The sequence below is a fragment of the Kitasatospora sp. NPDC058444 genome (assembly GCF_042721415.1).
Classification (GTDB): Bacteria; Actinomycetota; Actinomycetes; order Streptomycetales; family Streptomycetaceae; genus Kitasatospora.
In genome coordinates, this window is record NZ_JBHXLL010000022.1 from 95,026 (window position 1) to 120,572 (window position 25,547).

Here is a 25,547-nt window from a genome sequence, read left to right on the forward strand (position 1 = left end):
ACGCGGGGCCACGCCGTCCCGGCTGCGGAATCCCCGCTCCGTGCCCGCGGGCGGCATGGGAGCATGCCACCCGTGGCGATCGTGACGGGGAGAACGAACGGCGACACCGGCGGGGGCGACTCCGGCGGTACGCCCGCGCAGCGGAAACGCGGCACGGGGACGCGTGACAGCGGCAGCAGCGGCACGGGAACGAGGGACACCGGCGGCAGCGCCGGGACGGCCCGTGCCCGGATACCCGAGCAGGCCGGCCCCGGCCGGTTCCGGGCCCGCCCGCTGCCCGCGACCGACCGGGTCCGGCAGCCCGTCGCCCTGATCCGGCTGCTCGGCGGCCTGTTCGCCATCGCCCTCACCCTGCTGCTCGCCGACTACGCCCGCGCCACCACCGAAGGCATCGCCGCCGACGTCGCCGAGGCCGCCGCCCTGGTGCCGCGCCCGCTGGCCGGCCTGGCCGGCGGGCTCAGCACCGCCGCCGTCCTGCTGCTCCCGGTCGGCCTCGCCGCCCGCCGGCTGCTGGGCCCCGACCGGCGACGCGCCCTCCAGCAGGTCTCCGACGGGCTGCTCGCCGCCGTCCTCGCGTACGGCGCCACCCTCGGACTGGACCTGTGGGCCGAAGCCCTCGCCCCGGACTCGCTGGTCTCCGCGCTCACCCAGCCGCTGCCCGGCGGCGGGCTCGGACACACCGAATCCGTCTACGGCTACCTCGCGCCGGTCCTGGCCTTCATGACCGCCTCCGGCAGCCGGGAGCGCCGCCTGCCCTGGACCGTCCTCGCCCTCTCCGGCCTCGCCGGGCTGATCGGCGGGTACGCCACCCCCACCGCGCTCCTGCTCGGGCTGCTGATCGGCTGGACCGTCGCCCACGGCACGCTGTACGCGGTCGGCACCCCCGACCCCTGCCCCCGGCCCGGCGAGGTCCTGCGCGCCCTGCGCGACAGCGGCCTGCGCCCGGTCGAGGCCCAGCCGGCCGGCCCCGACCGCTACCGGGTCCGGCAGGCCGACGGCCGCCCCGACCTCGACGTCCAGCTCCTCGACCGGCAGGCCGTCACCGCCGCCGCCGTCCAGCGCGCCTGGCGCCGGCTGCGCCTGCGCACCGCCCCCGACCCGCGCGTCCTGCGCTCCCCGCGCACCGGGCTGGAGCACGAGGCCCTGGTCACCTACGCGGCCCTCGCGGCCGGCGTCCGCACCCGCCGCATCGCCGCCACCGCGGGCATCGGCCAGGACACCGCCCTCATCGCGTACGAGCGGCTGGCCGGACGCACCCTCGACGAACTCGCCGACGAGGAGATCACCGACGAGCTGCTCACCGACGCCTGGCGACAGCTCGCCCTGCTCCAGCGCCGGGAGATCGCCCACCGCGCCCTCGTCCCCTCCTCCCTCCTGATCGACGACTCCGGCACCGTGCACCTGGTCGACTTCGCCGACGGCGACATCGCCGCCACCGAACTCGTCCTCTGCTGCGACCTCGCCCAGCTCCTCACCACCCTCGCCCTCCGCGCCGGCGCCGCCCGCTCCGTCCGCACGGCCACCGCCGTCCTCGGCCCCGACCCGGTCGGCGCAGCCCTCCCGCTCCTCCAGCCCATCGCCCTCACCCACACCACCCGGCGCGCCCTCAAACAGCACGCCAAACGCACCGCCGCCGGCGCCTCCGCCACGGCAGCCGCCACCGTGCCCGGCCCCCGGCCCAGCACCGAGACGCCCGCCCCGACAACCGCCCCCACCAGCGCCGCTCCCCCACCCACCACCGGCGCAGGCACACCCACCACGGCAGCCACCACCGAACCCGGCCCCCGGCCCAGCACCGAGACGCCCGCCCCCGGCCTGCTCGACGAGATCCGCGCGGAGGTCCTCCGCATCCGCCCGCAGGTGGTGGGCCGGCCGGTGCGGCTGGAGCGGCTGCGACCGCGGACCCTGCTGGTCGTCGTGGGCGGAGTGGTGGCCGGCTGGCTGCTGATCCCGCAGCTGTTCGCGGCGGAGGACAACCCGATCTCCGCGCTGGCGGACGCCGATCCCTGGTGGCTGCTGCTGGCCGTGGTGGCGGCGACGACGAGCCACGTCGCCGCGGCGATGGGCTTCGTCGGTTTCGTGCCGGAACGGCTCGACTTCCGCAACGCGGTGCTGGCGCAGGTGGCCGGGTCGTTCGTGAAGCTGGTGTCGCCCGGCGGCGTCGGCGGGGTCGCGCTGAACACCCGGCTGTTGCAGCGGGCGGGCATCCCCACCGCGCAGGCGCTGTCCAGCGTCGGTGTGGGGACGCTGATCGGTCTGGTGCTGCACCTGCTGCAGCTGGGGGCCTTCGTCTACCTGCTGGGCTTCGAACCCGGCGGCTCCGAGCTGGACGCGCTGCCCGCGGTGGCCGCCGGACTGGCGGGGGCGGTGGCGCTGCTGGCGGTGGTGTCGGCGATCCCGGTGGCCCGGCGGTGGCTGGCGACACGGCTGCGGCCGCTGACGGCCGAGGTGCTGCCGCGCCTGCTGGACCTGCTCCGCAGCCCGACCCGGCTGGCGGTGGGCGTGACCGGGCAGCTCCTGGTGTCGATCTGCCTGATCGCCTGCCTGTACTGCTGTGCCCGGGCGATCGGCCGGGAGCCGTCCTTCGCCTCGGTCGCGGTGGTGTTCCTGGTGGGCAACGCGGTGGGCAGCGCGGCGCCGACGCCGGGCGGGGCCGGCGCGGTGGACGGGATGCTGATCACGCTGCTCCAGCAGACCGCCTCGATGGAACCGGGCGGCGCGCTGGCGGCGGTGGCGCTGTACCGCCTGCTGACGCTGATCCTGCCGGTGCTGCCGGGCTGGGCGGCCTTCGTCTGGCTGCAACGCCGCCGGGCCCTGTGACCGGGACGGCGGGCCCGGGGCCGGGAGCCTGCGGCCGGTCCCGTCGCCCGTCCGTCGGCTACTCCCGGTACTCCTCCTCGTCGTGCCGGACCGCCCGGGTCTGTTCCACGACGTCCGCGACGTCGGTCGCAGGGTCCGCCCCGAGGGACCGGCGTTCGGCCACCTCGTCGTACGTGTCGCCCTCGGGTGCCTTCTCGTCGGGCTCGACGGTCTCGGCGGTCTCCTCGATCAGGTATTCCTCGTGCTGTTCCTGCGGCATGGCATCCGTCCTCACTGTTCGGAGGCCTTCACGGGCCCGGCTGGCGTACTGGCAGTATCCGCCGCCCGGCGCCGGGACGCGACGTGCCGACACCGCTCCGGCGTGTTTCCGGGGCTGCCGTGAACCCCTTGGTCGACCGGCCTGATTGACCCGTGAAACAGCATCCTGAATGACCCAGGAGACGGGTTCATTCCGCACCTAGGGTCGTGGCCATGACGACGAACGAGCGCCCCCGGACCACCCCGACCAGCATCACCGGCACCGCCAAGGCCGCCGAGGCCGCAGCCGAGGCCGCCGACGCCGCCGGAACCCCTGCCCGCCTCGACTACGCCCGCACCGCTCCCAAGGCGTTCCGCGCGATGATCGCCCTGGACGCCGCCGCCCGCGAGGGCCTGGACCCGGCCTTGGTCGAGCTCGTCCAGATGCGCACCTCCCAGCTGAACGGCTGCGCGTACTGCCTGGACATGCACGCCAGGGACGCCCGCAAGGCCGGCGAGACCGACGAGCGGATCCACCTGCTGCCGGTCTGGCAGGAGGCCCCCGCCGGGGTGTACACCGAGCGCGAGCGGGCCGCCCTGGCGCTGGCCGAGGAGATCACCCGGATCGGCGGCGGCGTCTCGGACGCGGTGTACGCCCGGGCCGCCGCGCACTTCGCGGAGGCCGAGCTGGCGCAGCTGATCTCGGTCTGCTTCACGATCAACGCCTGGAACCGCATCAACGTGGCCACCCGCAAGACCCCCGGCACCGTCTGACCCCACCACCGCCCGCGCCGACGCCCACGCCGCAGGGCGCGCCGCCTCCCGCACCCCCGTCCGCACCGCAGGTCGCACCGCCGTCCGAAACGCCGTCCTGGCCACCGGGGGTACGATCGGTGCCGTACAAAGGGCTAACCCACACCCACCCGGTGGCCCCGAGGCCCTTACGAACGACGGGGAAATCATGTCCGGCTCGCACTACTTCACCGGTGCACCCGAGGTGGCCAGCGACCGCCGGCCGATCACGGTCTCCCTGCCGGACCTCACCCTGGAACTGACCACCGACACCGGGGTGTTCTCCCGCACCCGGCTCGACCCGTGCACCCGGATCCTGCTGGAGCACGCCCCGCAGCCGCGGGTGCGCGGCCCGATCCTGGACATCGGCTGCGGCTACGGTCCGATCGCACTGACCTGGGCGAGCCGCCGCAAGCGCCTCCCGGTCTGGGCGGTGGACGTCAACGAGCGCGCCCTGGAGCTGGTCCGGCTGAACGCCGAGGCGCTGGGGCTCGGCAACGTCCAGGCCGTCCTGCCCGACGACGTCCCCGAGGACGTCCGCTTCGCCACCATCTACTCCAACCCGCCGATCCGGATCGGCAAGGCCGCGCTGCGCCGCCTGCTCACGCACTGGCTCGACCGGCTGACCCCGGACGGCTCGGCGTTCCTGGTGGTGCAGAAGCACCTGGGCTCGGACTCGCTCCAGAAGTGGCTGAACGAGCAGGGCTACCCGACCACGCGGGTCACGTCGGTCAACGGGTGCCGGATTCTGGAAGCGCGGCCCCGCCCCGAGGTGGGCGAGGGCTCCGAGAGTGGACGAGGTACGACGACGTGAAGCAGCTGCGCGGGACCGAACTGAAGCGTCTGCACCGCTCGTGGCGGCGCAGCAACGAGTTCCGGCTCGCGGTGATCCTGGAGAACCTCCAGTCGCCGTTCAACGTCGGCTCGGTGGTCCGCACCGGCGCGGCGATGGGCGCCGAGAAGCTGTACCTGACCGGGGACACCCCGTCGGTACGCTCCTCCGGCGCGCAGAAGGCCGCGATGGGCACCGACAAGTACCTGAAGGTGGAGCACTTCCCGACCGTCGCCGAGGCCGTCGCCGCGGCCAAGGCGGACGGCTTCAAGGTCGTCGGCCTGGAGCTGGCGGACGAGGCGGTGCCGATGTTCGCCGCGGAGCTGACCCCGGCGGTGGCCTTCGTGCTCGGGCACGAGGACCGCGGGATCACGCCCGAGGCGCTGGCGCTCTGTGACCAGGTGGTGTTCGTGCCGCAGCTGGGCCGGGTCGGCTCGCTGAACGTCTCGGCGGCCGCGACGGTGGCCTGCTACGAGGCGCGCCGGCAGGGCTACGCGATCAGCGGCACCCCGGACGGCGACCTCGCGGGCGACCTCGGCGACGACGAGTAGCCGCGCGACACCCCGAAGCACCAGGGGAGCCCGGGCCGTCCGCCGATGGCCCGGGCTCCCGGCTTCGGTCGGCCCCCGGGCCCGTCACCCCGACTCGGCCCTTTCCTCAGTCAGCTCCCTCCGCCGTCTCCCTCCGACCTCTCCCCGCTCAGCCCTTGACGTTCCGTCGGGCCGCGCCGACCAGGAACACCCCCGCGAGCAGCGCCGCGGACACCGCCCCGACCAGCAGCGGACCGGGACCGGCCGGACTGCCGTTCACGCGCACGGCGCCCATGAAGTCGAGCGCGGCGACGTTGTTGACGAGCACCCACCAGAGCGGCAGGTAGACCGCCTGGAAGAGCCGGTGGCTCCGGCTCACCACGCCGAGCGCCATGGCCAGCGACGGGACGAACAGCGCGCCGCCGACCCAACTGGCCGTCCCCGCACCGTCGCCCGCCACCAGCATGCGTATCAGCGGGGCCGCACCCGCCACCGCGGTCAGCACCAGCCCGGACGCCCATTCGGCGAGCAGCCGGCGCCGGGCGGACGGGTAGGCGCCGAGCAGCACCTCCAGGCCGTTCTCGACCTGCTGACTGCCCAGCCGGGACCAGATCAGCACCGGCCACAGCCACGCCAGGGGCAGCAGCAGCCCGGTGACGGCGTTCATCGGCAGCGTCAGACCGGCGACCGTCAGCCCGGCCGCGACCAGCCACCACCAGCGCGAGACACCCTGCACCAGGATGCGGACCTCACCCGCCAGCAGCCGCCCGAACGCCCCGGCCCGCCGAGGCTCGGTCCGGGGCAGGACGCCCGGCGCGGTCCCCCAGCGCGCCCCCGCGGGCTCCGTCCCGTCCGCCCCGTCCGGCACGGACGGCGCTGCGGCCGTCACCGGGGCGGTCCGTGCCCCGGAATCGCGCGCGGGATCGAACCTGCCGAACCACAGGGCCGGCAGCAGCGCCACGGCGAACGCCGCCAGGAACAGCGCCAGCCGGCCGAGGACGAACCCCGAGGACGGGTCGAACCCCTCCCAGCGGAAGGTGTCCAGCGGCTTGTCGACCTTGGTCAGGCCGAGGCTGAACCCGCCCGGGTCGACCGTCCCGTGCTGGGCCTCCAGCGCCGCGCCCATCGATCCCGCGACCTGGTGCACTCCGAGTCCGTCCAGCGGCGCGGAGGCCGACTGCCCGCCGATCGCGAGCACCATGGCCAGCACGAACCAGACGACGTTCCCGACGCCGCCCCGCAGCAGCGGCACCGTCTCGAACAGCAGCGCCGCCGCCGCGGTGATCGCCATCAGGGGCAGCGCGAGCAGCAGGAACGGCTCCAGCAGGACCATCGGGTCGACGGTGCGGTCCTCGCCGCGGGCGAGCTGCATCAGCAGCGCGGTGACGGCCAGCACGCCGATCATGGAGGCCAGCACCAGCAGATTGCTCAGGAACTTGGCCAGGAGGTAGCGGGAGGTTCGCAGCGGGGTGGCGGCGAGGATCTGTCCGACCCCGGTCGTCTCGTCCCGCGCGATGCCGCTGCGCACCACGTAGAAGCCGCCGAAGGTGAGCCAGAGCGCACCGGCCAGCGCCGTGACCGCACCGACGTAGGCGCTGTTGTAGACCCCCCGGTTCCCGCCCACGTCCATGATCGTCCAGTGGCCGCCCGCGTCCGGTACGGCCAGGTAGCCGAGCCCGACCGCGGCGAGCAGCGTCACCGCGTACACCGGCCGGCGCACCCGGTCGCGGAAGTCGCCGACCACCAGTCCTGCGGTCATCGGTGCACCACCCCCTGCTCGGCCCGGTTCCGCTCGCCCGAGCGGTGGATGACGCCCAGGTAGGCGTCCTCCAGATCGGGCACCACCCGAACCGCGTCCGCCCGGGGCGGATCTGCGGCGAGCACCCGCACCCGCACGCCGCTCCCCGTCCGCACCATCCGGCTGACCACGTGACGGGCCTGCACGGCCCGCACCTCGGCCGGATCGACCACGGCCTCCCACACCTGCCCGTCGATCTCCCGGAGCAGCTCGTCCGGCGTACCCCGGCGCAGCACCCGCCCGCGGGCGACCACCGCGATGTCGGAGGCGACCGACTCCACGTCGGAGACGATGTGGGTCGACAGCATCACGACCCGCTCGGCCGCGAGCTCGCTGAGCAGGTTGCGAAAGCGCACCCGTTCCTCCGGGTCCAGCCCGGCGGTCGGCTCGTCGACCACGATCACCCTGGGGTCGGCCAGCAGCGCCTGCGCGATGCCGACCCGACGGAGCATGCCGCCGGAGTACGTGCCGAGCGGGCGCTTGACCGCCTCGGTCAGGTTGACCAGCCGGATCAGCTCGTCGATCCGCGCCCGGGCGGACCGGGCGCCGATCCCCTTGGCCGCCGCCAGGTACGACAGGAACTCCCGCGAGGTCAGGTTCGGGTAGACCCCGAAGTCCTGTGGCAGGTAGCCGAGTTCCTGACGCAGCCGGTCCGGCTCGGCCACCACGTCGGCCCCCTCGTACCGAACCTGCCCGCCCGTGGGCCGGGTGACCGTCGCCACGATGCGCATCAGCGACGACTTCCCCGCGCCGTTCGGCCCCAACAGCCCCACCATCCCCGGGCCGAGGCGCATCGTGACGCCGTCGACGGCCCGCTTGCCGCCCTTGTAGACCTTGGTGACGTCGATCAGTTCGAGCATGCCCTCCGCCTTCACCCCTTGAGCTCCGTCTCGCGCCCGTCCCGCAGCACCGCGACCCCCCCTGGGCACCTCGACCCGGTACTTCGCATCGCAGTTGGCCAGCCCCGAGCACCCCGCCCGAAGCTCCAGGACCCCGTCCCGCAGCGTCCACGACTCCTTGGCGCTGCCGACCTTCCCGCTGGTGTCGAACCACCGGGTGACCTTCACGTCCGCACGGTCCACCACGACGAGGTCCGCCGGAGCACCGTGCGACTTCACGTCCAGACTCCGCCCCGCGAACTCGAACGTCTTGTCCTCCGGCGTGGCGTCCATCGCGTCGGCACACCCGCCGATCGCCACCAGCGCGGCCACCCCGAGAACGACCAGCCCGTATCCCGATCTCGCACGTCGGTCCACCCCATCCTCCTTGCGGCCGTGGTCGGATGCGCCCCTCCGGGCGCATTCCCTGGGTCACGTGAACACGCTCGCAAGCCTGGCCGATCCGAGAACGCCTGCCATCTGCCGTTCGGCAGATATCCGCGGCGGATTGGCCGGGCCGGCTGGCCAATTCGGCCCATGTCGAGGGCAAGGGCGACGGCGATGGCGAGGATGGTGGCGAGAGCGGGCAAGACGGGGTCAGCGGCCCGCGTCCGTCGCCGCGCCCTGAAGACGACGGAAGGCCCGGTCAGCGAACTGACCGGGCCTTCCGATGGCTGAGCCGCCTGCGGGATTCGAACCCGCGACCTACGCATTACGAGCCCGAGAGTGATCATGCTGGCTGCTGCCAGCACTGATCACTTGATGATGAACCCGCAGGTCAGAGCGTTGCGGCGTGGTCGCACGATCCCGCCCGAACCGGCACGTGCTGCCCCGTCCGCTCACGCATCGCTCACGCAGATCAGCCCTGGCCGAGGTCACGGAACGCTGAACCCTGGGACGCTGGCTGCTGCCTCTGGCAGAGTGGTCATCTCTGCTAGACGATTCTCGTGAGGAACCTTGTGAGCGCGCTCGGTAGCTTCATCTGGTCAATCGCTGACCAGCTTCGAGGCCCCTACCGTCCCAACCAGTACGGGACAGTGATCCTCCCGTTCACGATCCTGCGACGGCTCGACTGCGTACTCGAGCCGGACCGTGCGGCGGTGAGGGAGCTGGCTGCGAGGTTCGAGAACCCGAACCGGCTCAAGGTCGAGGTCAAGAAGGCCACGGGGCGGACGTTCTATAACACCTCCAACTACGAGTTTGCGAACCTGCTGGCCGATGCGGACGGGCTGGCGGACAACCTCACTGACTACATCGACCGGTTCTCCGCCGACGTGGACGTGTTCGAGTACTTCGACTTCAAGAAGGAGATCCTGGCCCTGGAGAAGGCCGGGCTCCTGCGCGAGATCGTCAAGTCCTTCGGCGCCGTCGACCTGCATCCCGACGTGGTGTCCAACGCAGACATGGGGGATGCGTTCGAATACATCATCCGTAAGTTCAACGAGGCCGCGAACGAAACCTCCGGGGACCACTACACGCCGCGTGATGCGATCCGGCTGCTGGTCGACCTGCTCTTTGCGGAGAAGGACGTCGACCTCACCGAGGGCGGCATCATCCGGTCGCTGTACGACCCCACCGCCGGCACCGGCGGCATGCTCTCACTGGCAGAGGAGCACCTGCTCGCGCAGAACCCCGAGGCGAAGCTGAGCCTGTACGGCCAGGAGTACAACCCGCAGTCGTACGCCATCTGCAAGTCCGACCTGCTCGCAAAGGGCCATGACGCGACCAACATCGCGTTCGGCAACACGCTCACCGACGACGCCTTCAAGGGTCGCCAGTTCGACTTCTGCATGTCCAACCCGCCCTACGGAGTGGACTGGAAGCAGTACGCCAAGGCGGTCAATGAGGAGCGCGACTCCGCCGGCCCCTACGGCCGCTTCGCGCCGGGACTCCCCGCGACCTCGGACGGCCAGATGCTCTTCCTGCTCCACCTGGTCCACAAGATGCGCGCACCTGAGGACGGCGGCGGCCGCGTCGGCATTGTCATGAACGGCTCGCCGCTATTCAACGGCGCCGCCGAATCCGGCCCCTCCAACATCCGCAGGTGGCTGTTGGAGAACGACCTCGTCGAGGCGATCGTCGCCCTGCCGACCAACATGTTCTTCAACACCGGCATCGCTACCTACATCTGGATCCTCGACAACACCAAGCACCCCGACCGCCAGGGCAAGGTGCAGCTCATCGACGGCACATCGTTCTGGACCAAGATGCGCAAGAACCTCGGGTCCAAGGGACGCGAGATCAGCGACGATGACCGCGCCAAGGTCGTGCGGCTGTACGCCGACTTCAAGGACGCTGACCCCGACCTCTCCAAGGTGCTGCGCAACGATGAGTTCGGCTACTGGACTGTCACCGTCGAACGCCCCTTGCTCGATGAGGACGGAAACCCTGTCGTCGACCGCAAGGGCAATCCGAAGCCCGACTCAAAAAAGCGTGACACCGAAAACGTACCCTTCACCTACGGCGGCTCAACCTCCGGCGCGGCAGGGGAGCGCGAAGTCATCCAGACGTACTTCGACAAGGAGGTGAAGCCGCACGTTCCTGACTCCTGGATCGACTGGGCCAAGACTAAGACCGGTTACGAAATCCCCTTCACCCGTCAGTTCTACAGGTACGCCCCACCTCGCCCTCTCACCGAAATCGACGCCGACCTGGAAAAGCAGGTCACCAAGATCCTCGACTTGCTGCGGGAGGTCGAGGCGTGAGCGGTCTGACGCTGATCGGCGATCACCACGCTGTCTCCGAGTTGCTAGAGAACCGGCCTGGGTCATGGGACGTCGTTCGCTTTAAGGGTTTGTTCGAACGAATCGATCGACGAAATGTCGACCTCACACACGAGATGTTGTCGTTGCGCTCGACAGGTGAAGTCGTCGCGCGCGCTGAGATGGGCGGACGGCAGGAGCCCGACGAAGCCAGCCTGCCGAAGTACCTCATCGCCGAAATCGACGACCTTGTTGTCAACCCGATGTGGCTGATCGGCGGCGGCATCGGCGTGTCGCGGCGGGCAGGAGCGGTCAGCCCCGACTACCGCGTCTTCAGGTCTCGGGGTGCGTTGCTTCCGCGGTTCGTTCATAACCTGCTGCGATCGCAGCCGTACCTTGACCAATACCTCCTATACACGCGGGCACAGACGACCTTTGATCGCCGCGTACAGCAGCCAGACCTGGACAATCTCCCACTGCCGGTTCCTCCCCTGGAGGAGCAGCGAGCCATCGCCGACTACCTCGACCATGAGACGGCTCGCATCGACACGCTCATCGAAGAGCAGCAGCGACTGATCGAGATGCTCCGCGAGCGGCGAGGAGCAGTGATCTCGCACGCCGTGGCGCGAGGCGTTGATGAGACGGTCGCGCTCAAGGATTCTGGTCTCCCCGGAGCTGGACCAGTGCCAGCTCACTGGGAGATCATGCCCCTCCGCTACACCATCTGGTTTCAGGAGGGGCCAGGCATCATGGCCGCGGACTTCCGCGATGAGGGTGTCCCGCTACTGCGGGTCAGCTCTGTGCGCACGGCTCGATCGACGCTTGAGGGTTGCAACTACCTCGAGCCCAGCGAGGTCGATCGGCGGTGGTCACATTTCCGGGTCGAACTCGGTGATTTGCTCATTAGCGCAAGTGCAAGCATGGGGACGGTCTCTGAGGTCACTGAGGAAACCGCCGGATCGGTTCCCTATACAGGAATCATTCGGATCAAGCCTGGGGGCATGCATAAGGACTTCATTCGATGGTTCGTAGTCTCGGGCGAGTTCATTGACCAGGTCGATTCGCTCAAGACGGGGTCGACGATCCAGCACTTCGGTCCAACCCACCTAGCTCAGATGCGGGTTGCGTTGCCACCCATCGATGAGCAGCGTCGGATTGCTGCGTATCTCGACGAACAGGTCGCGAAGATCGACAGGCTCATCGCTGAGACGGAGCGCTTCATCGAGCTCGCTCGGGAGCGCCGGTCAGCGTTGATCACGGCGGCGGTGACGGGGCAGATCAACGTACGAGAGGTGGCGTAATGGCCGACCACAACGAGGTGGTCTTCGAGACGGAGATCTGTAGGCACCTCGAGGCTCACGGTTGGCTGTACTCAGCGAACGACCGTGACGATGGTGAGTACGACCGAGAGCGGGCGTTGTTCCCGGACGACCTGTTCGCCTGGCTGAAGGAGACACAGAAGCAGGCGTACGAGAAGGCGTTGAAGGCGGCGGGCTCGCAGGCGAAGTTCCTCGACGTGCTGACCGCGGCGCTCGACCGCCCGCTGGAACACGGCGGTGGGACGCTCAACATCCTGCGTAACGGGGTGCAGTACATCGGCGGCGGTCGGTTGAAGATGGCGCAGTTCCGTCCGGAGACGTCGCTCAACGAGACCACGGCAGCGCACTACGAGCAGATGCGGGTGCGGGTGGTGCGGCAAGTGCACTTCTCGACCGCTGACCAGCGCAGTATCGATTTAGTGTTCTTCGTCAATGGGCTCCCGGTGGCCACGGTGGAGCTGAAGACAGACTTCACCCAGTCGTTGGACGAGGCGGTCAACCAGTACAAGCAGAAACGCAACCCGTTGACGAACGGGCGGCCGGAGCCCTTGCTGTCCTTCGGTCATCGGGCGCTGGTGCACTTCGCGGTCTCGAACGACCTGGCGGCGATGACCACGAAGCTGGAGGGGGAGAAGACCCACTTCTTGCCGTTCAACATCGGCTTCGACAGCGGCGCCGGCAACCCGCCTGGCGCGGACGGACGGTCGGCGACGGCGTACCTGTGGGAGCGGGTCTGGGAGAAGCACGCGTGGCTGAACATCATCGGGCGGCTGATGATCGTTCAGACCAAGGAGGAGTGGGACGTCAGTGCCGGCACCTCGGTGCGGCGTACGAGCATGCTCTTCCCACGGTTCCATCAGTGGGAGGCCGTCACGAACATCGTCGACGCGGTGAAGGAGGAGGGTGTCGGGCAGCGGTACCTGATTGAGCACTCTGCCGGGTCGGGGAAGACGAACACCATCGCCTGGACGGCCCACCGGCTGGCGCGGCTGCATGTCGATGATCGGAAGGTCTTCGACTCGATCCTCGTGGTCGTGGACCGCACCGTGCTCGACTCCCAGCTGCAGGATGCGATCCGGCAGATCGACGGCACCGGCAAGATCGTCGCCACTATCAGCCCCGAGGACGTCCGCAAGGCCGGCGCGAAGTCGAAGTCGGGTCTGCTGGCGCAAGCGCTGAAGAACGGTGAGCTGATCATCGTGGTGACGCTGCAGACGTTCCCGCACGCGCTGGACGAGATCCGCACTGACGCCGGCCTGAAGGGCAAGCGGTTCGCCGTTATCGCCGATGAGGCGCACTCCTCCCAGTCGGGTCAGATCTCCGCGAAACTTAAGCAGGTGCTGACCGCTGAGGAGATCAAGGCGATCGAGGACGGCGGCGAGGTCGATGTGGAGTCGATCCTCGCATCGGAGATGACGGAGCGGGCCGAGTCGGAGAACATCTCCTACTTCGCCTTCACCGCGACGCCGAAGACCAAGACCCTCGAACTGTTCGGCCGCAAGGGCGCCGACGGGAAGCCCCGCGAGTTCCACCTGTACTCGATGAAGCAGGCGATCGAAGAGGGCTACATCCTCGACGTACTCAAGGGCTATCAGCACTACGACACCGCGCTGAAAATCGCGGGCAAGGCAGGGAAGGGCGATGGAGACGGGGACGAGGTCGAGGAGGCCACCGCTCGCAAGGGTCTGATGCGGTGGGTGCAGCTCCACCCGACGAACATCAGCCAGAAGGTGCAGATCATCGTCGAGCACTTCCACACCAATGTCGCCTACCTCCTCGAAGGTAAGGCGAAGGCGATGGTGGTGACCGATTCACGCAGGTCCGCAGTGAAGTACAAGCTGGCCATAGACGCCTACATCGCCAAGCGTCGCGCCGAGGACTCCTCGTACAACTACCGCACCCTGGTCGCCTTCTCCGGCGGGGTGACGATGCCCGAGGACGAGACCTGGCACAAGGACTGGGGACCGCAGCCATCGAAAGACGACGAGTTCACCGAGGCCAACATGAACCCCGGTGCCGGGGCTGACCTGGCGGCCGCGTTCAAGGGCGACACTTACAAGATCATGCTGGTCGCCAACAAGTTTCAGACCGGCTTCGACCAGCCACTCCTCTCGGCGATGTACGTCGACAAGAAGCTGCCGGGGCTCACCGCTGTGCAGACGCTCTCGCGGCTGAACCGCATCCACCGCACCGCTGGTGGGGAACAGAAACGCAAGACGTTCGTCATTGACTTCAAGAACAAGCCCGAGGACATCAAGACGGCCTTCGAGCCGTACTTCAAGAACGCCACCCTGGAGACCGAGACCGACCCGTATATCGTTGTCCACCTGGCTAACAAACTCGCCCAGGCCGGAATCTACGCCGAGGACGACGTCCGCAAGGTAGCCGGGCTGTGGGTGACGCGCAAGGGCAACAATGCGCTCTCGGCGGCGATCAGCCCGGCGCAGCACGACTTCCGGCGCCGCTACGCGAGGGCGATCGAGGAAGAGGACAAGGTCACGCTCAGTGCGCTCGACCTGTTCCGCAAGGATGTCTCCACCTATGTACGCCTCTATGACTACATGTCCCAGATCGTCGACTATGGCGACCCTTACATGGAGATGCTCTCGATCTTCCTGCGTCTCCTGGAAAAGGTCATCGCCGAGTCCACCTGGGCCGCCGACGTCGACCTCTCCGACGTGGTGCTCGTCGGGGTCAAGCACAACAAGGCAATCCCGGTCGACATCTCACTCGTGGGCGATGGGCAGCTGAAGGGCATCAGCGCGGCTGGCACGGGAACGAAGAAGGATCCGAAGTACGTCGCGCTCCAGGTCGTCATAGACAAGATGAACGACCTCTTCGGCGCCGAATCGTTCGCCGCGTTCCAGGTCAGAGAGTTCGTGCAGGGGCTCGTCCAGCAGTTGCTCACCGACCCGAACCTGGTCAAGCAGACCAAGGTGAACTCCAAGAAGCAGTTCGTGGAGTCACAAGACTTCCGAGCAGCTGTTACGGAGGCAGTTGCAGACAATCAGGATGCCCACAACACGATGGCTGACTACTTCTTCACAGACGGGCCAGCTATCAACGCGATCATCGTCGCCCTGGCGGATGCCTTCTACGAAGCAGCGGTCGATCAGCAGGTGGATTCTTAGGTACGGCAGCACACATCGCGTGTCCCAGCAGACCACCCGCTGCAGAGGTGTGGCACGCAGGAGCAGAAGCAGGGCAGCGCCCTGGCCGTGGACAACGGGCAGGGCGCTGGCCGGGATGAGGATGTTCGCCCATGGCGGCGATCCCCTCCTGGTCGTGCGTCCAGGAGGGACACTCCCGACAGCATTACTGACTTCGGCGCGTCAGGGTGAACGGTCCTGAATTGCCTGACGGGCTCGCTGCGGTGGCTGTATCCGATGGTGTGTGAGATATGCGGATGGGGGCGGGCTGACCGCCGCGGGACGGCTGCGCCGGGAGTCAGTGCGGATGCAGGCGGCCGAGCTGTTCGAGCAGGACGTCAAGCCGCCGGAGGTGGCGCGGCGTCTGCGGGTGAGCCCGAAGTCGGCCTACCAGTGGCACCAGTTGTGGTGTGAGGGCGGTGTGCAGGCTCTGGCTTCTCGCGGCCCGAGCGGGTCGCGGTGTCGCCTGTCCCCGCGCTGCCTGGAGAAACTGGCCGCGTACCTGGAGCAAGGCCCGGCCGAACACGGCTGGGTGGAGGACCAGGTGTGGACCGCGGCGAGGGTGGCCACGCTGATCGGGAGGAAGTTCCACGTCTCCTACAGCGTCTCGGGTGCCACGAGGCTGATGCACCGGCTCGGCTTCAGCCCGCAGGTCCCCGCGCGGAGGGTCGCCGAGCGCGACGAGCCGGCCGTCACCGCGTGGAAGGAGGCGACCTGGGAGGAGGTAAAAGAGCGCGGGCGGCCTGCGGGGGCTACATCTGCTTCGAGGACGAGGCAGGATTCACCCGCCGTCCGCCCAAAGGCCGCACCTGGGGCCGACGGGGCCGCACCCCGGTCGTGACCGTCAGCGGCCGCCGCTCGGGACGCCTGTCCGTGGCCGGGCTGATCGCCATGCGGCCCGGCTCCCGCACCAGGCTGTGCCACCGCCTGCGCACCCACCCCGCAGGAAAGGGCCAGCGCCGCAGCATGGGCGAGCGCGACTTCATCGCACTGATCGACAGCGTCCACCAACTGGTCAAGGCGCCGATCGTCCTGGTCTGGGACCGCCTGAACACGCACATTTCCCACGCCATGCGCGACTTGATCGCCGAGCGTGCCTGGCTGACGGTGTTCCTGCTTCCCGCCTATTCACCCGACCTCAACCCCGTCGAATGGGTCTGGGCACACGTCAAACGCAGCCTCGCCAACCTCGCCGTGGTCGCCCTCGACCGACTCGAAGCCCTCGTGCGCAACCGGCTCAAGCGCCTGCAGTACCGGCCCGACACCCTCGACGGCTTCATAGCCGGCACCGGCCTGACCCTCGACACCCCAGCCTCACCCTGACGAGCCGACGTCAGTAACCGGCCCGACCGGAACAGCTTCGTCTCGGGCAAGAGCCGGATGAACGCCATGAAGGCGCTGGTGGTCACCGACGACCGCGGCTGCATGCTGGTCTGCGGTGCGGGAAGGATCGGTCGCCGACACCACCCAGGCCGGCAGTGCCGGCCTGGTCGACCTGCTCGCCGACACGATCCACCTGGAGATCCTCGCGGACGCCGGATTGGGCGCCCAGACCTGAGGCCAGGTGGCTCATGGCCCACCGCGAACGGGCCCGCTTCGAACACTCCTCACGCCGAATGCCGGTCGAGCACGGCATCGCCTATCTGAAGAACTGGCGCACCCTTGCCCAACACCACCGCCGCAGTAACCGCCTGCCCGACACCATCCGAGCCGTAGCCGGACTCCTATCGGACCAACAAGCTATGCACACGCCCAAGTTGATTGCGCTCCTGGCAGGCCGAGCCGCGTGATCGAGAAGGCTAGGTTCTCCCATGCGACGGGCCACGCCAACCATGCATGAGGTCGTAAGAGATGCCGATCAAGCTGCCCGTGCTCAGCCGGCGGCCGCGTGCTTCAGCCGGCGGGAACGGCGGTCGGGGCTATGGGCCCTGGGCTTGGAATACCTCCGCTCACACCAGGTGCTCGATCGTGACATCTCCCCACTGCTCTGCGAGATATTCCGCGACCAGCCGGCGGTGGCAATTCTGTGCATTGTCTTCACTGCAGAGCAGGACTGCATTTTCAAGCGCTTCTCGTCGGACGACATCCTCAATCTGGCGAACTTTCATCAACTCGAGGAAGCGCTCTTCGTAGGCCGCCCAGCCAACACTCCGCTTCTTGTAGGCGTCGAGCAGGTCCTGAGTCGGGGCAAGCTCGGTACGATGAGCGTACTGCGCACCGCAAATCTCACCCAGGAAGTATCTCAGATCATCACGCTTAGCAAAACCGGACAGCTGCGAGACATTGTTAAGTCGAACATCAATCAGCGCTGTTACTTCAGCTTCGCGCAATAGACCGAAGAACTTCTCAGCCGACTTCTTCGTGAACCCAATGGTGTAGATTTTCATCTTCCAGGCTTCCTGTCGATGCGAAGTTCCTCATTGACATATGCGATCCGCTGCTCCTGACGGTCGAGAGCTTCTTGGAGGCGCTCGGCCGGGGTCCGGAACAGGTCCTCCTGATCCAGGCCAAAATTGACCATTAGGCGCCACATTACCGAGGAATGGTCTTCGACATGCCCATCGCCATAAATGTGTTCAACAGCGATCCCGAACCTTTCAAGGGCTCGCGCGACAAGCACGCAACGATGGCAGTCGAGTGGTTCCTGTTCAGTACACATGACGGCGATTCGCTCGCTCTGCGCGCCCTTCCGCAGGCGCTTAATGCCATTGATGAAATTCGGGGTCTGGGCAAGAAGGTTGTACTGCACTCGTCCATCGATATAGCAAGTGGGGTCTTCGGTGCGCGCACCAAGTTCCTTTCCCAGGAAGACGTACTTGATATCGACGCCGGACAGGCTACGCTCCAAAGCGTATCGATTGAAGTGGGGCGCGAATCGACTGACGGGCATCGACCGCACATCTGCAATCGCGGTGATTGCATGCTTCTGCAGTAGGCCCAGGAAGGATGAGATGTCGTGCACGGAGTGGCCGACAGTGAATACTGTATTAAGCTTCATGGTCTACTACCCGCTCGGATCTTCGCTCGTTCGATAATAGCCGCCAACAATTTGTAAACATGGCCTTCATAGGGCTCGCCGAGGCTCACCGTAAGGAAGGCTTCGCTCAGCTCATAAACCCCTTCCGGCTTGGCTAGGTATTCCGCTTCATATATTGGGTCGGTAACCCGTAGCATATATTGATTTCCTGCATGAGAGAAGCGGGCGCGCAGGACTAGCCGCCGATCTCCGAACATCGCCCCGGGGGTGTGCACTTGTAGCGTCAGGCCAGTGACGCGTATAAGCTTGAGCGAGTCAGGTAGAGCGACTGCCTCTTCGGTCGGGATGCGGTCATTGATGCCGTTGTATGTGCTGTCGCCGTTGATCCACAGGGCGCTGGGGCGCTGCTCCAGCCTCATCAATTCACTCCACCCTACCCGACCGACCTTCTCCCAATAGAAACCGGAATCAAGGAGCCAGTTCTCACTCTGGAAGCCGTGCGGCTGAGGCCGATGAAGCGGGACTAAGACAATGTCGAGGATATCCGGTTCTGTTTCATCTTTGTACAAGCGTTCGCCAGCGGAGACTTCGCGATTCGGGCGGGCACTGACCGGGCGCACCCACTCTCCTGATGCGCCGTCAACCATTCCTGCCACACACCGACCGGAAAGCTTTCGGGAATTTGCCAGACACACGAGCTTCTTTACCAGTGGCATGTGTACCCCAAGTCTGATGCGTCGACTCCCTGCGTGACGGAAGCGTAGCGCACGGACCGTACCGTGAAAGGTGATAACTCTAAAAGAGCAGGCCATAGTTGATGACTACTCAGATTTCACTCGCGATGTCGGTGGTCAGGTTGGGGCGGTGATCAGGCCGGTCTCGGCGAGGCAGCTGTCGATGAGGTGGGGCAGTGCTGGTTCTTCCGTAGGCCGCGTCTGACTGTCCGAACGAGGTGGGTCGGGTCGGCGAAGGCGCTGTTCGAGAGGAAGCCTCGCCGCAGGAGCGACCAGATCCCCTCGACCGGGTTGAGGTCCGGAGCGTAGGCAGGCAGCTGGTAGACGGTCAGCCAGTCCTGGGCTGCGATGAACTCCTTCATCCCAGCGGCCAGATGGGTGTTCAGGTTGCCCCAGACCAGTACGGTCGGGCCGTCGAGCTGATTGTGGGCCCCGACGGTCAGGGCGGGCTCGACGGACCGGCTGCTGGCAGGTCCAGCCGTTGCGCCGCGACAACTTCCACACACCCTGGACCGCGTAGAGGCCCGGTACTCGTCGGTGACGACCGTCCGCTCGGGGATCCGTGTGGAGATCGCGAGTGTGGAGATGCCCACGCCGGAGCGGCCGAAGGCGAAGCCGAACTGTCCCGGGCCGGCCGCCGGGCGGGAGGTGCGGCCGGTGGCGGGGCACGCGGTCGTAGATGCCGCCGTATTCGTCGAAGGTCACCAGCAGCGTGGTGTTGAGGTGGTTCGAGCCGTTCGCCGTCGAGGAGCGGATCACGTGGTAGATCCGGGCGAGCAGTTTCTCGCCGGCGATCAGTGAGGAGGGCATGTCCGTGGAGATAGTGCCGGGGTCGGTGATGCCCTGCTCGGCCGCCGCCTCGAAGAGGATTTCGGCCGGTGGGTGCATGTCGTTGTGGGCGTGCCCGATGACCTGCGGTACGCGATGAGTGGCGAAGGGGGTGACAACGCACACCTACGTTCCCCCGGCGCGAGCCTCGAGGCAGGCCAGCTCACGCATCGCTCACGCAAGCAAACCCGCGGCACCACCACCGTGTGCCTCTGCGCACATCGGATAACAGAAAAGGCCAGGTCAGACATTGTCTGACCTGGCCTTCCTCTGAGCCGCCTGCGGGATTCGAACCCGCGACCTACGCATTACGAGTGCGTTGCTCTGGCCAACTGAGCTAAGGCGGCACCGTTGCCGTGTGTGGCGGCAACGCGGGCCAGTCTACACAGGTTCGCGGGTGATCCGTACTCGGTATCCGGGGGCGGGGGTCAGGCGGAGGAGACGGCGAGCTTGGCGGCGAAGCCGGCGAAGAGGACGGCGACGCCGCTGGTGAGGGTGGCGGAGAGGCGCTTGCGGCGGCGGAAGGCGGAGGCGAGGGTCGTGCCCGCGAAGATCAGGAGGGAGAGGTAGAGGAAGCTGAAGGTCTGGAGGATGCCGCCGAGGAGGACGAAGGAGAGGGCGGGCCGGCCGTAGGAGGGGTCGACGAACTGCGTGAAGAAGGAGAGCAGGAAGAGGATGGCCTTCGGGTTGAGGAGGCTGATCACCAGGGCGCGCCGGAAGGGGTTCTCGGTGCTCTCGGGGGCCGGTTCGGCGGTGGGGTCGGCGGCGTCGCGGCGTTCGCGCCAGAGCTGGCGGGCGGCGCGGAGCATGCCGTAGCCGATCCAGAGGAGGTAGGCGGCGCCGCCGAACTTGACCACCGCGAAGACGGCCGGGTTGGCCTTGAGCAGGGAGGCCGCGCCCAGCGAGGTGAGGCTGATCAGGGTGAGGTCGCCGATGAAGACGCCGGCTGCGGCCCGGTAGCCGGTGCGGATGCCCTTGCGGGCCGCGACGGACAGGACGTACAGGGAGTTGGGGCCGGGCAGCAGGATGATGACGAGGGCGCCGAGGACGTACGTCGCCAGGTCGTTGACTCCGAGCACGATGAGCTCCGGGGCAGGAGAGGGTGGCAGGGGGCGCTCATCGTAACGTCGCACCGGTAATCGGTTGAAGTGGAAACCACCTGTCGGACGGGCGGTACCGGGCCCGCCCTACCGCTCGCAGCGCTTGCCCTGTTCCGGGGCCTCCCCGGTCAGCAGGAAGCGGTTCACCGCGCCGTCCACGCAAGTGCTGTGCCGGCCGTACGCGGTGTGGCCGTCGCCGTCGAAGGTGAGCAGGCGGCCCGACTCCAGCTGGCCGGCCAGCGACCGCGCCCAGGCGTACGGGGTGGCCGGGTCGCGGGTGGTGCCGATGACGACGATCGGGGCCGCGCCGGCGGCCCGGATGGTGTGCGCCGCCCCGGTGGCCCGGACCGGCCAGTACGTGCAGGTCAGGGCCATCCAGGCCATGTCGCGCCCGAAGTGCGGCGAGACCCGCTCGAACTCCGGCACCGCCCGCTGGACGTCCTCCGGCCCGTGGAACGGGGCGGGCAGGTCGAGGCAGTTCACCGCGGTGTTGGCGAACATCAGATTGGGGTACGAGCCGTCCGGCTCGCGCCCGTAGTAGTCGTCGGAGAGCTTCAGCAGACCGGTGCCGTCGCCGGCCGCGGCGTCGGTGAGCGCGGCGCGCAGCTTGGGCCAGAGGAAGTCGGCGTACATGGCCTGGATGACGCCGGTGGTCGCCAGGGACTCGGTGAGCCGACGGCCGGCCTCGGTGGTGGGCAGCGAGGCGGTGCGGACTCCCCCGAGCAGGGCGGTGAGCTGCTCGCCGACCTGCTGCTCGGTGCGGCCGAGCGGGCAGTCCTCGCGCTTGGCGCAGTCCTGGGCGAAGGCGGTCCAGGCGGTCTCGAAGCCGCCCGCCTGGGTGCGGTTGCCGGTGACGGAGTCGAGCGCGGGGTCCATCGCGCCGTCCAGCACCAGCCGCCCCACCCGGCTGGGGAACAGCCCGGCGTAGGTGGCGCCGAGGAAGGTGCCGTAGGACTTGCCGACGAGGTTCAACTTCTCGTCGCCGAGCAGGGCGCGCAGCACGTCCATGTCGCGAGCGGCCTCGACGGTGCTGAGGTGGCCGAGCGCCGCCCCGGCCTGCTTCCGGCAGCCCTCGGCGAACTCCTTGTCGGCCGTGATCAGCGCGTCGATCCCCTGCTGGTCGCCGGGCGTCAGGCCGACGGCGGTGTAGGCGTCCATCCGGTCGCCGCTCAGGCAGCTGACGGGGGTGCTGCGGCCCACCCCGCGCGGGTCGAGGCCGACCAGGTCGTAGCGGGCCCGCACGCCGCGGTCGTACGTCCGGGCGGCGGCTTCCAGGTACTCGATCGCCGAGCCGCCGGGGCCGCCGGGGTTGAGCAGCAGGGATCCGAGCCGCGTGTCCTGGGAGGCGGTGGCGGACGGGGCGGGGGAAGCGTTCCCGGGGCCCGGCGGTTCGGCCGCCGCGCGGGCGGCGGCGAGGGTGAGGTCCCCGTCCCCCGGGTGGTCGTAGTCCAGCGGCACCCGGAACGTCGTGCACTCGAACCCGCTGTCGCAGGGTTGCCAGACCGGACGCTGCGCGTAGTACGGCGCGAGCGCGGCCGGGACGGCGGCGGGCAGCGGCTCCAGCGGAGTGGCGCCGGGCCGCACGACCGCCTGGTCCGAGGGCGCGCCGGAGGCCGCCGGGTCCGAGGAGGACGCCGTCGGCGCCCCGGACGGATCCGCGCTGCACCCGCCCGTCAGCAGCCCGACGACGACCAGCGCCGCAGCCAGCGCCCGTGCCCGTGCCCGCGCCCGGGACTGCGCCCGCGCCGAGGCCTGTGCCCCTACCCGTGCCGATGCCTGCGCCCGTGCCCGTGCCCGCCCGAAGGCCCTCATCCGCCACCTCTCCGCAGTCGACCAGCACGTGGAAGAACCGAAGGAACACCGAAGGAGATCCGAAGAACCCCGAAGGAGCACCGGAGGAAACGCCGCTGCCCGGCACCCGCCCCGGGGTACCGGGCAGCGTAGCGCCGCCGGACCTGCCCTCAGGACGCCTTGGCCAGCGCCTCGGCCAGGAACTGCGCCGCCTGACGGACCAGCCGCAGCCGCTCGCGCTCGGGTGTGAAGTCCTGCACGTTGTCCGAGATCCGCACGTCGGCCTTGGCCGCCGCTCCGGGGCCGGCCTTCAGCGCGGCCTGGAGCTTGCGGGCCGCGTCCAGCCCGGCGGAGTCGCCCTTGGCGGCGGCCAGCAGCAGCTTGGCGGCGCTGCCGGCCGGGGCCTCGGCGCCGGTCTGGGTGAGCGCGGTGGCGTCGTACCGGCCGGAGACCGCCGCGGCCGCACCGTACAGGTCAGGCCGGGACAGTCCGGCGGCGGCCGCGCAGGGTGCGCCGCCCTCGACCCCGAGGGTGCCCCAGGAGGCCGGGCCGGGCGGCAGGGTGCGGAAGGAGGTCGCGACGGTGGTGCGCAGCGTCGCGTCGTCGGCGACGGCGGCCGGGGCGGCGGCGACCAGCTCGCAGGGGTGCGCGGTGCCGTTCGGCGCCTCGGGGGCGACCAGGATGAACGGGTGGGACCTGCCGCTCTGGAGGGCCGAACCGATGCCCTCGAAGACGTCCGGGACCTCGGCGTCGGCGGTCTTCAGGGGGGTGGCGGCCTGCATCACGACGACCGGGAAGCGGGCGTTCGGCTCCTTGGCGTACTGCGGCGGGAGCCAGACCCGGATGTTGCGGGGGTGGCCGTCGGGGCCGAGCACGGCGGACTGGAGCAGCTCGCCCCCGCCGGGGTGGCCGACGCTGTCGAAGCGGCTGACCACGGCAGCGGCGGCAGCGGGGGCTGCGGCGGCTACGGCAGGCGCGCCGGCCGGGACGGCGGCCGGGGCGGCCGCCGACTCGGTGTCCACGGGCGGCGCCGCCTGCTGCTGCCGGACCGGTGTCCCCGAGCCCGTCCCGGTACCCGCTTCCGCGCCCGAACCCGAACCCGAACCCGAGCCCGAGCCCGCCGTGTCCACGACCGGCTCCGCCCGGTCCGGTTCCTGGGTGTCCCGGCCGAGGCCGCCGAAGGCGCCGAGCGCGGTGAGCACCGTCAGCGCGGTGACGCACACCCCGCAGACCATCGCCCCGGCCGCCCGCACCAGCATCGGCCAGCGGTCGCCGGCCAGCTCGTAGGTCTCGGCGGCGCGCAGGTCGCGCCAGCGCTGTCGGGCACCCCGGGCCAGCCAGATCCCGCCGAGGGCGGCGGCCAGCAAGGGGATGACGAGGAGCGAACGAACCACGGGACGCACCACCTCTGGAGGGGGTCGCGCCGATCCGGACCCGGCGCGTACGGGAGGCGACCGCCCCGGCAGCGGGCGCGGTCGGCCCCCAGCGTGCACAACGGGTGGACGGTCACACGACGGTGTGCCCGGCGAGTGTCGCTCGTTCACTCGAAGGTGGGATGGCGCACCGGCTCCGGGAGGCGTACAACCCCGGATCGGAGAGGCGTGGAACCGCCAGAGCCGAAGAGGCGCAGGACCCCGGACCGGAGACCGGCCCCGGCCGGCACTCAGCCCGCGCGCAGCGCCACCGTCATCGCCTCGACCGCGAGCAGTGGGTCGACGTTGCGGTCCAGCGCCTGTCGGCAGGCCAGCACCGCCTCGATCCGCCGCAGCGTGCTCTCCGCCGGCCCGGCCTGGGCCACCCGGTTCAGCGCCTGCCGCTGGTCCTCGTTGGCGAGCGCGCCGGTGGAGCCCAGCTGGATGGCGAGCACGTCCCGGTAGAAGCCCAGCAGGTCGAGCAGGGCGACGCCGAGGGTTTCCCGGCGGGTGCGGGTGGCCCGGCTCTTCTGCCGCTTCTCCAGCTCCTTGACCGCGCCGGCCATGCCGCGCGGCGCCTTGCCGCCCTCGTAGGCGCCGTAGGCGGCCTTGAGGTCGTCGGTCTCCTTGGCGTCCTGGGTCTCGGCGAGCGCCTCGGCGTCGGCCTTGGCGGTGTCGACCAGGCGCTGGGCGGCGGTCAGGCAGCCGCCGATGTCGCCGACCTCCAGCGGGATGCGCAGCACCTCCGTCCGGCGCGTGCGGGCCTGTTCGTCGACGGCGAGGCGGCGCGAGCGTTCGATGTCGCCCTGTCCGGCGAGCGCGGCGAGCCGGGCGGTCTCCGGGTCGACGCCGTCGCGGCGGACCAGCGTGTCGGCGACCGCCTCGGCCGCGGGGGTGCGCAGCACCAGCAGGCGGCAGCGCGAGCGGATGGTCGGCAGCACGTCCTGGACGGAGGGGGCGCACAGCAGCCAGACGGTGCGCGGGGACGGCTCCTCCACGCCCTTGAGCAGCGCGTTCGCGGCGGCCTCGGTGAGCCGGTGGGCCGCGTCCACCAGGATCACCGACCAGCGGCCGCCGGTCGGATAGCTGGAGGCACGCATCACCAGGTCGCGCATGTCGCCGACGCCGATGGAGAGGCCGTCGGTGCGGACGTACTTCACGTCGGCGTGGCTGCCGGCCAGCACGGTGTGGCAGCCGTCGCAGAACCCGCAGCCGGGCGTGCCGCCGAGCGCGAGGTCGGGGCTGGTGCACTGGAGGGCGGCGGCGAAGGAGCGCGCGGCGGTGACCTGCCCGGCACCGGGCGGGCCGGTGAACAGCCACGCGTGCGTCATCAGGGAGGCGTTCGCGCCCTCGACCGGCGCGGCCCCGCGGCCGGCCTCGACCGTCGCCCCGGCCGCCCGGGCCGCGGCGGTCAGCTGCTCGACCACCCGCTCCTGGCCCACCAGGTCGTCCCAGACGGCCACTGCTGCTCCCAAGCTCCGTACGGCAGCGCCCGTCGTGGCGCCTCTTCCCCGCCGTCGAGCATACGTCTCCGCTCCGACACCCACTGCTCCGTCCGGGTCACGTCGGGCCCGTGGAACGTCGGCCCACGGGCCCGACGGAACGCCGCCCGGCGAAACGCGGTCCGACGGAACGCGGGCCCGGCGAA

The 25,547-nt window shown here is 69.4% G+C and carries 19 protein-coding genes, 1 tRNA gene and 2 pseudogenes; 9 read left to right on the forward strand and 13 right to left on the reverse strand.

Features of this window, described 5'->3' with window-relative positions:
* Positions 1-72: 72 nt before the first annotated feature.
* Entirely contained in the window at positions 73-2,820 is a 2,748-nt protein-coding gene (locus ACFWP2_RS23090) for a lysylphosphatidylglycerol synthase domain-containing protein (RefSeq protein ID WP_380454309.1), read from the forward strand.
* Positions 2,821-2,878: 58 nt separating this feature from the next.
* Here the strand turns inward: ACFWP2_RS23090 and ACFWP2_RS23095 are convergent, their stop codons facing one another.
* The gene (locus ACFWP2_RS23095) at positions 2,879-3,079 is read right to left on the reverse strand and encodes a hypothetical protein (RefSeq protein ID WP_380454311.1); all 201 of its coding nucleotides are present in this window, start codon (positions 3,077-3,079) and stop codon (positions 2,879-2,881) included.
* 212 nt (positions 3,080-3,291) lie between these two features.
* Between ACFWP2_RS23095 and ACFWP2_RS23100 the strand changes: the two genes are divergently transcribed.
* The 3 genes from ACFWP2_RS23100 (at position 3,292) to ACFWP2_RS23110 (ending at position 5,232) form a co-directional block, all read left to right on the forward strand.
* On the forward strand, positions 3,292-3,831 hold the full coding sequence (locus ACFWP2_RS23100) for a carboxymuconolactone decarboxylase family protein (protein ID WP_380454313.1): 540 nt from the start codon (positions 3,292-3,294) through the stop codon (positions 3,829-3,831).
* 187 nt (positions 3,832-4,018) lie between these two features.
* The gene (locus ACFWP2_RS23105; RefSeq protein WP_380454315.1) at positions 4,019-4,663 is read left to right on the forward strand and encodes a class I SAM-dependent methyltransferase; all 645 of its coding nucleotides are present in this window, start codon (positions 4,019-4,021) and stop codon (positions 4,661-4,663) included.
* On the forward strand, positions 4,660-5,232 hold the full coding sequence (locus tag ACFWP2_RS23110) for a TrmH family RNA methyltransferase (protein ID WP_380454317.1): 573 nt from the start codon (positions 4,660-4,662) through the stop codon (positions 5,230-5,232). The genes ACFWP2_RS23105 and ACFWP2_RS23110 overlap by 4 nt, the downstream gene beginning before the upstream one ends.
* Before the next feature lie 148 nt (positions 5,233-5,380).
* Here the strand turns inward: ACFWP2_RS23110 and ACFWP2_RS23115 are convergent, their stop codons facing one another.
* Together ACFWP2_RS23115 and ACFWP2_RS23120 are read right to left on the reverse strand one after the other, a co-directional pair.
* On the reverse strand, positions 5,381-6,970 hold the full coding sequence (locus ACFWP2_RS23115; protein WP_380454319.1) for a hypothetical protein: 1,590 nt from the start codon (positions 6,968-6,970) through the stop codon (positions 5,381-5,383).
* Positions 6,967-7,869 (reverse strand): ABC transporter ATP-binding protein, encoded by a 903-nt coding sequence (locus ACFWP2_RS23120; RefSeq protein WP_380454382.1) that lies wholly within the window; start codon positions 7,867-7,869, stop codon positions 6,967-6,969. The genes ACFWP2_RS23115 and ACFWP2_RS23120 overlap by 4 nt, the downstream gene beginning before the upstream one ends.
* A 977-nt stretch (positions 7,870-8,846) precedes the next feature.
* On the opposite strand from ACFWP2_RS23120, the gene ACFWP2_RS23125 reads away from it, so the two are divergent.
* From ACFWP2_RS23125 to ACFWP2_RS23145, 5 genes are all read left to right on the forward strand, one after another.
* Entirely contained in the window at positions 8,847-10,592 is a 1,746-nt protein-coding gene (locus ACFWP2_RS23125; RefSeq protein WP_380454321.1) for an N-6 DNA methylase, read from the forward strand.
* Entirely contained in the window at positions 10,589-11,890 is a 1,302-nt protein-coding gene (locus ACFWP2_RS23130) for a restriction endonuclease subunit S (RefSeq protein ID WP_380454323.1), read from the forward strand. Before ACFWP2_RS23125 ends, ACFWP2_RS23130 begins: the two co-directional genes overlap by 4 nt.
* A complete protein-coding gene (locus ACFWP2_RS23135; RefSeq protein ID WP_380454325.1) occupies positions 11,890-15,039 on the forward strand; it encodes a type I restriction endonuclease subunit R in 3,150 nt (1,049 codons plus the stop codon). The genes ACFWP2_RS23130 and ACFWP2_RS23135 overlap by 1 nt, the downstream gene beginning before the upstream one ends.
* Positions 15,040-15,358: 319 nt before the next feature.
* Complete coding sequence (locus tag ACFWP2_RS23140; RefSeq protein ID WP_380454384.1) at positions 15,359-15,898, forward strand: winged helix-turn-helix domain-containing protein; 540 nt, start codon at positions 15,359-15,361, stop codon at positions 15,896-15,898.
* Positions 15,814-16,380, forward strand: coding sequence for a transposase (locus ACFWP2_RS23145; RefSeq protein ID WP_380454386.1), 567 nt, complete (start codon positions 15,814-15,816; stop codon positions 16,378-16,380). The genes ACFWP2_RS23140 and ACFWP2_RS23145 overlap by 85 nt, the downstream gene beginning before the upstream one ends.
* Before the next feature lie 626 nt (positions 16,381-17,006).
* Here the strand turns inward: ACFWP2_RS23145 and ACFWP2_RS23150 are convergent.
* The 10 genes and pseudogenes from ACFWP2_RS23150 to ACFWP2_RS23195 all read right to left on the reverse strand — a co-directional run bounded on the left by ACFWP2_RS23150 (position 17,007) and on the right by ACFWP2_RS23195 (position 25,362).
* Entirely contained in the window at positions 17,007-17,444 is a 438-nt protein-coding gene (locus tag ACFWP2_RS23150) for a DUF488 family protein (protein ID WP_380454327.1), read from the reverse strand.
* Positions 17,441-18,019, reverse strand: coding sequence for a DUF488 family protein (locus tag ACFWP2_RS23155; protein ID WP_380454329.1), 579 nt, complete (start codon positions 18,017-18,019; stop codon positions 17,441-17,443). Before ACFWP2_RS23155 ends, ACFWP2_RS23150 begins: the two co-directional genes overlap by 4 nt.
* Before the next feature lie 32 nt (positions 18,020-18,051).
* Complete coding sequence (locus ACFWP2_RS23160) at positions 18,052-18,846, reverse strand: hypothetical protein (RefSeq protein WP_380454331.1); 795 nt, start codon at positions 18,844-18,846, stop codon at positions 18,052-18,054.
* Positions 18,847-18,885: 39 nt separating this feature from the next.
* Positions 18,886-19,211 (reverse strand): annotated as a pseudogene (locus tag ACFWP2_RS23165) (transposase); the annotation flags it as partial.
* Between the two features lie 223 nt (positions 19,212-19,434).
* A pseudogene (locus ACFWP2_RS23170) lies at positions 19,435-19,656 on the reverse strand (hypothetical protein); the annotation flags it as partial.
* A gap of 213 nt (positions 19,657-19,869) precedes the next feature.
* Positions 19,870-19,943, reverse strand: a tRNA-Thr gene (locus tag ACFWP2_RS23175).
* A gap of 81 nt (positions 19,944-20,024) precedes the next feature.
* Positions 20,025-20,675, reverse strand: a complete 651-nt coding sequence (leuE, locus tag ACFWP2_RS23180) for a leucine efflux protein LeuE (protein ID WP_380454333.1) — start codon at positions 20,673-20,675, stop codon at positions 20,025-20,027.
* Positions 20,676-20,783: 108 nt separating this feature from the next.
* Positions 20,784-22,280 carry an alpha/beta hydrolase gene (locus ACFWP2_RS23185; protein WP_380454335.1) on the reverse strand — a complete coding sequence of 499 codons (1,497 nt, stop codon included), beginning with the start codon at positions 22,278-22,280 and terminating at the stop codon, positions 20,784-20,786.
* Positions 22,281-22,657: 377 nt separating this feature from the next.
* Entirely contained in the window at positions 22,658-23,881 is a 1,224-nt protein-coding gene (locus ACFWP2_RS23190; protein WP_380454337.1) for a hypothetical protein, read from the reverse strand.
* A 269-nt stretch (positions 23,882-24,150) separates the two neighbouring features.
* The gene (locus tag ACFWP2_RS23195) at positions 24,151-25,362 is read right to left on the reverse strand and encodes a DNA polymerase III subunit delta' (RefSeq protein WP_380454388.1); all 1,212 of its coding nucleotides are present in this window, start codon (positions 25,360-25,362) and stop codon (positions 24,151-24,153) included.
* Positions 25,363-25,547: the final 185 nt, after the last annotated feature.

Excerpts from the sequence above, each read along its gene's own strand:
- ACFWP2_RS23160 (WP_380454331.1), bottom strand. The coding sequence starts at position 18,846 with ATGGCCTGCTCTTTTAGAGTTATCACCTTTCACGGTACGGTCCGTGCG.
- ACFWP2_RS23100 (WP_380454313.1), top strand. The coding sequence starts at position 3,292 with ATGACGACGAACGAGCGCCCCCGGACCACCCCGACCAGCATCACCGGC.
- ACFWP2_RS23150 (WP_380454327.1), bottom strand. The coding sequence starts at position 17,444 with ATGAAAATCTACACCATTGGGTTCACGAAGAAGTCGGCTGAGAAGTTC.
- ACFWP2_RS23135 (WP_380454325.1), top strand. The coding sequence starts at position 11,890 with ATGGCCGACCACAACGAGGTGGTCTTCGAGACGGAGATCTGTAGGCAC.
- ACFWP2_RS23120 (WP_380454382.1), bottom strand. The coding sequence starts at position 7,869 with ATGCTCGAACTGATCGACGTCACCAAGGTCTACAAGGGCGGCAAGCGG.
- ACFWP2_RS23115 (WP_380454319.1), bottom strand. The coding sequence starts at position 6,970 with ATGACCGCAGGACTGGTGGTCGGCGACTTCCGCGACCGGGTGCGCCGG.
- ACFWP2_RS23105 (WP_380454315.1), top strand. The coding sequence starts at position 4,019 with ATGTCCGGCTCGCACTACTTCACCGGTGCACCCGAGGTGGCCAGCGAC.
- ACFWP2_RS23095 (WP_380454311.1), bottom strand. The coding sequence starts at position 3,079 with ATGCCGCAGGAACAGCACGAGGAATACCTGATCGAGGAGACCGCCGAG.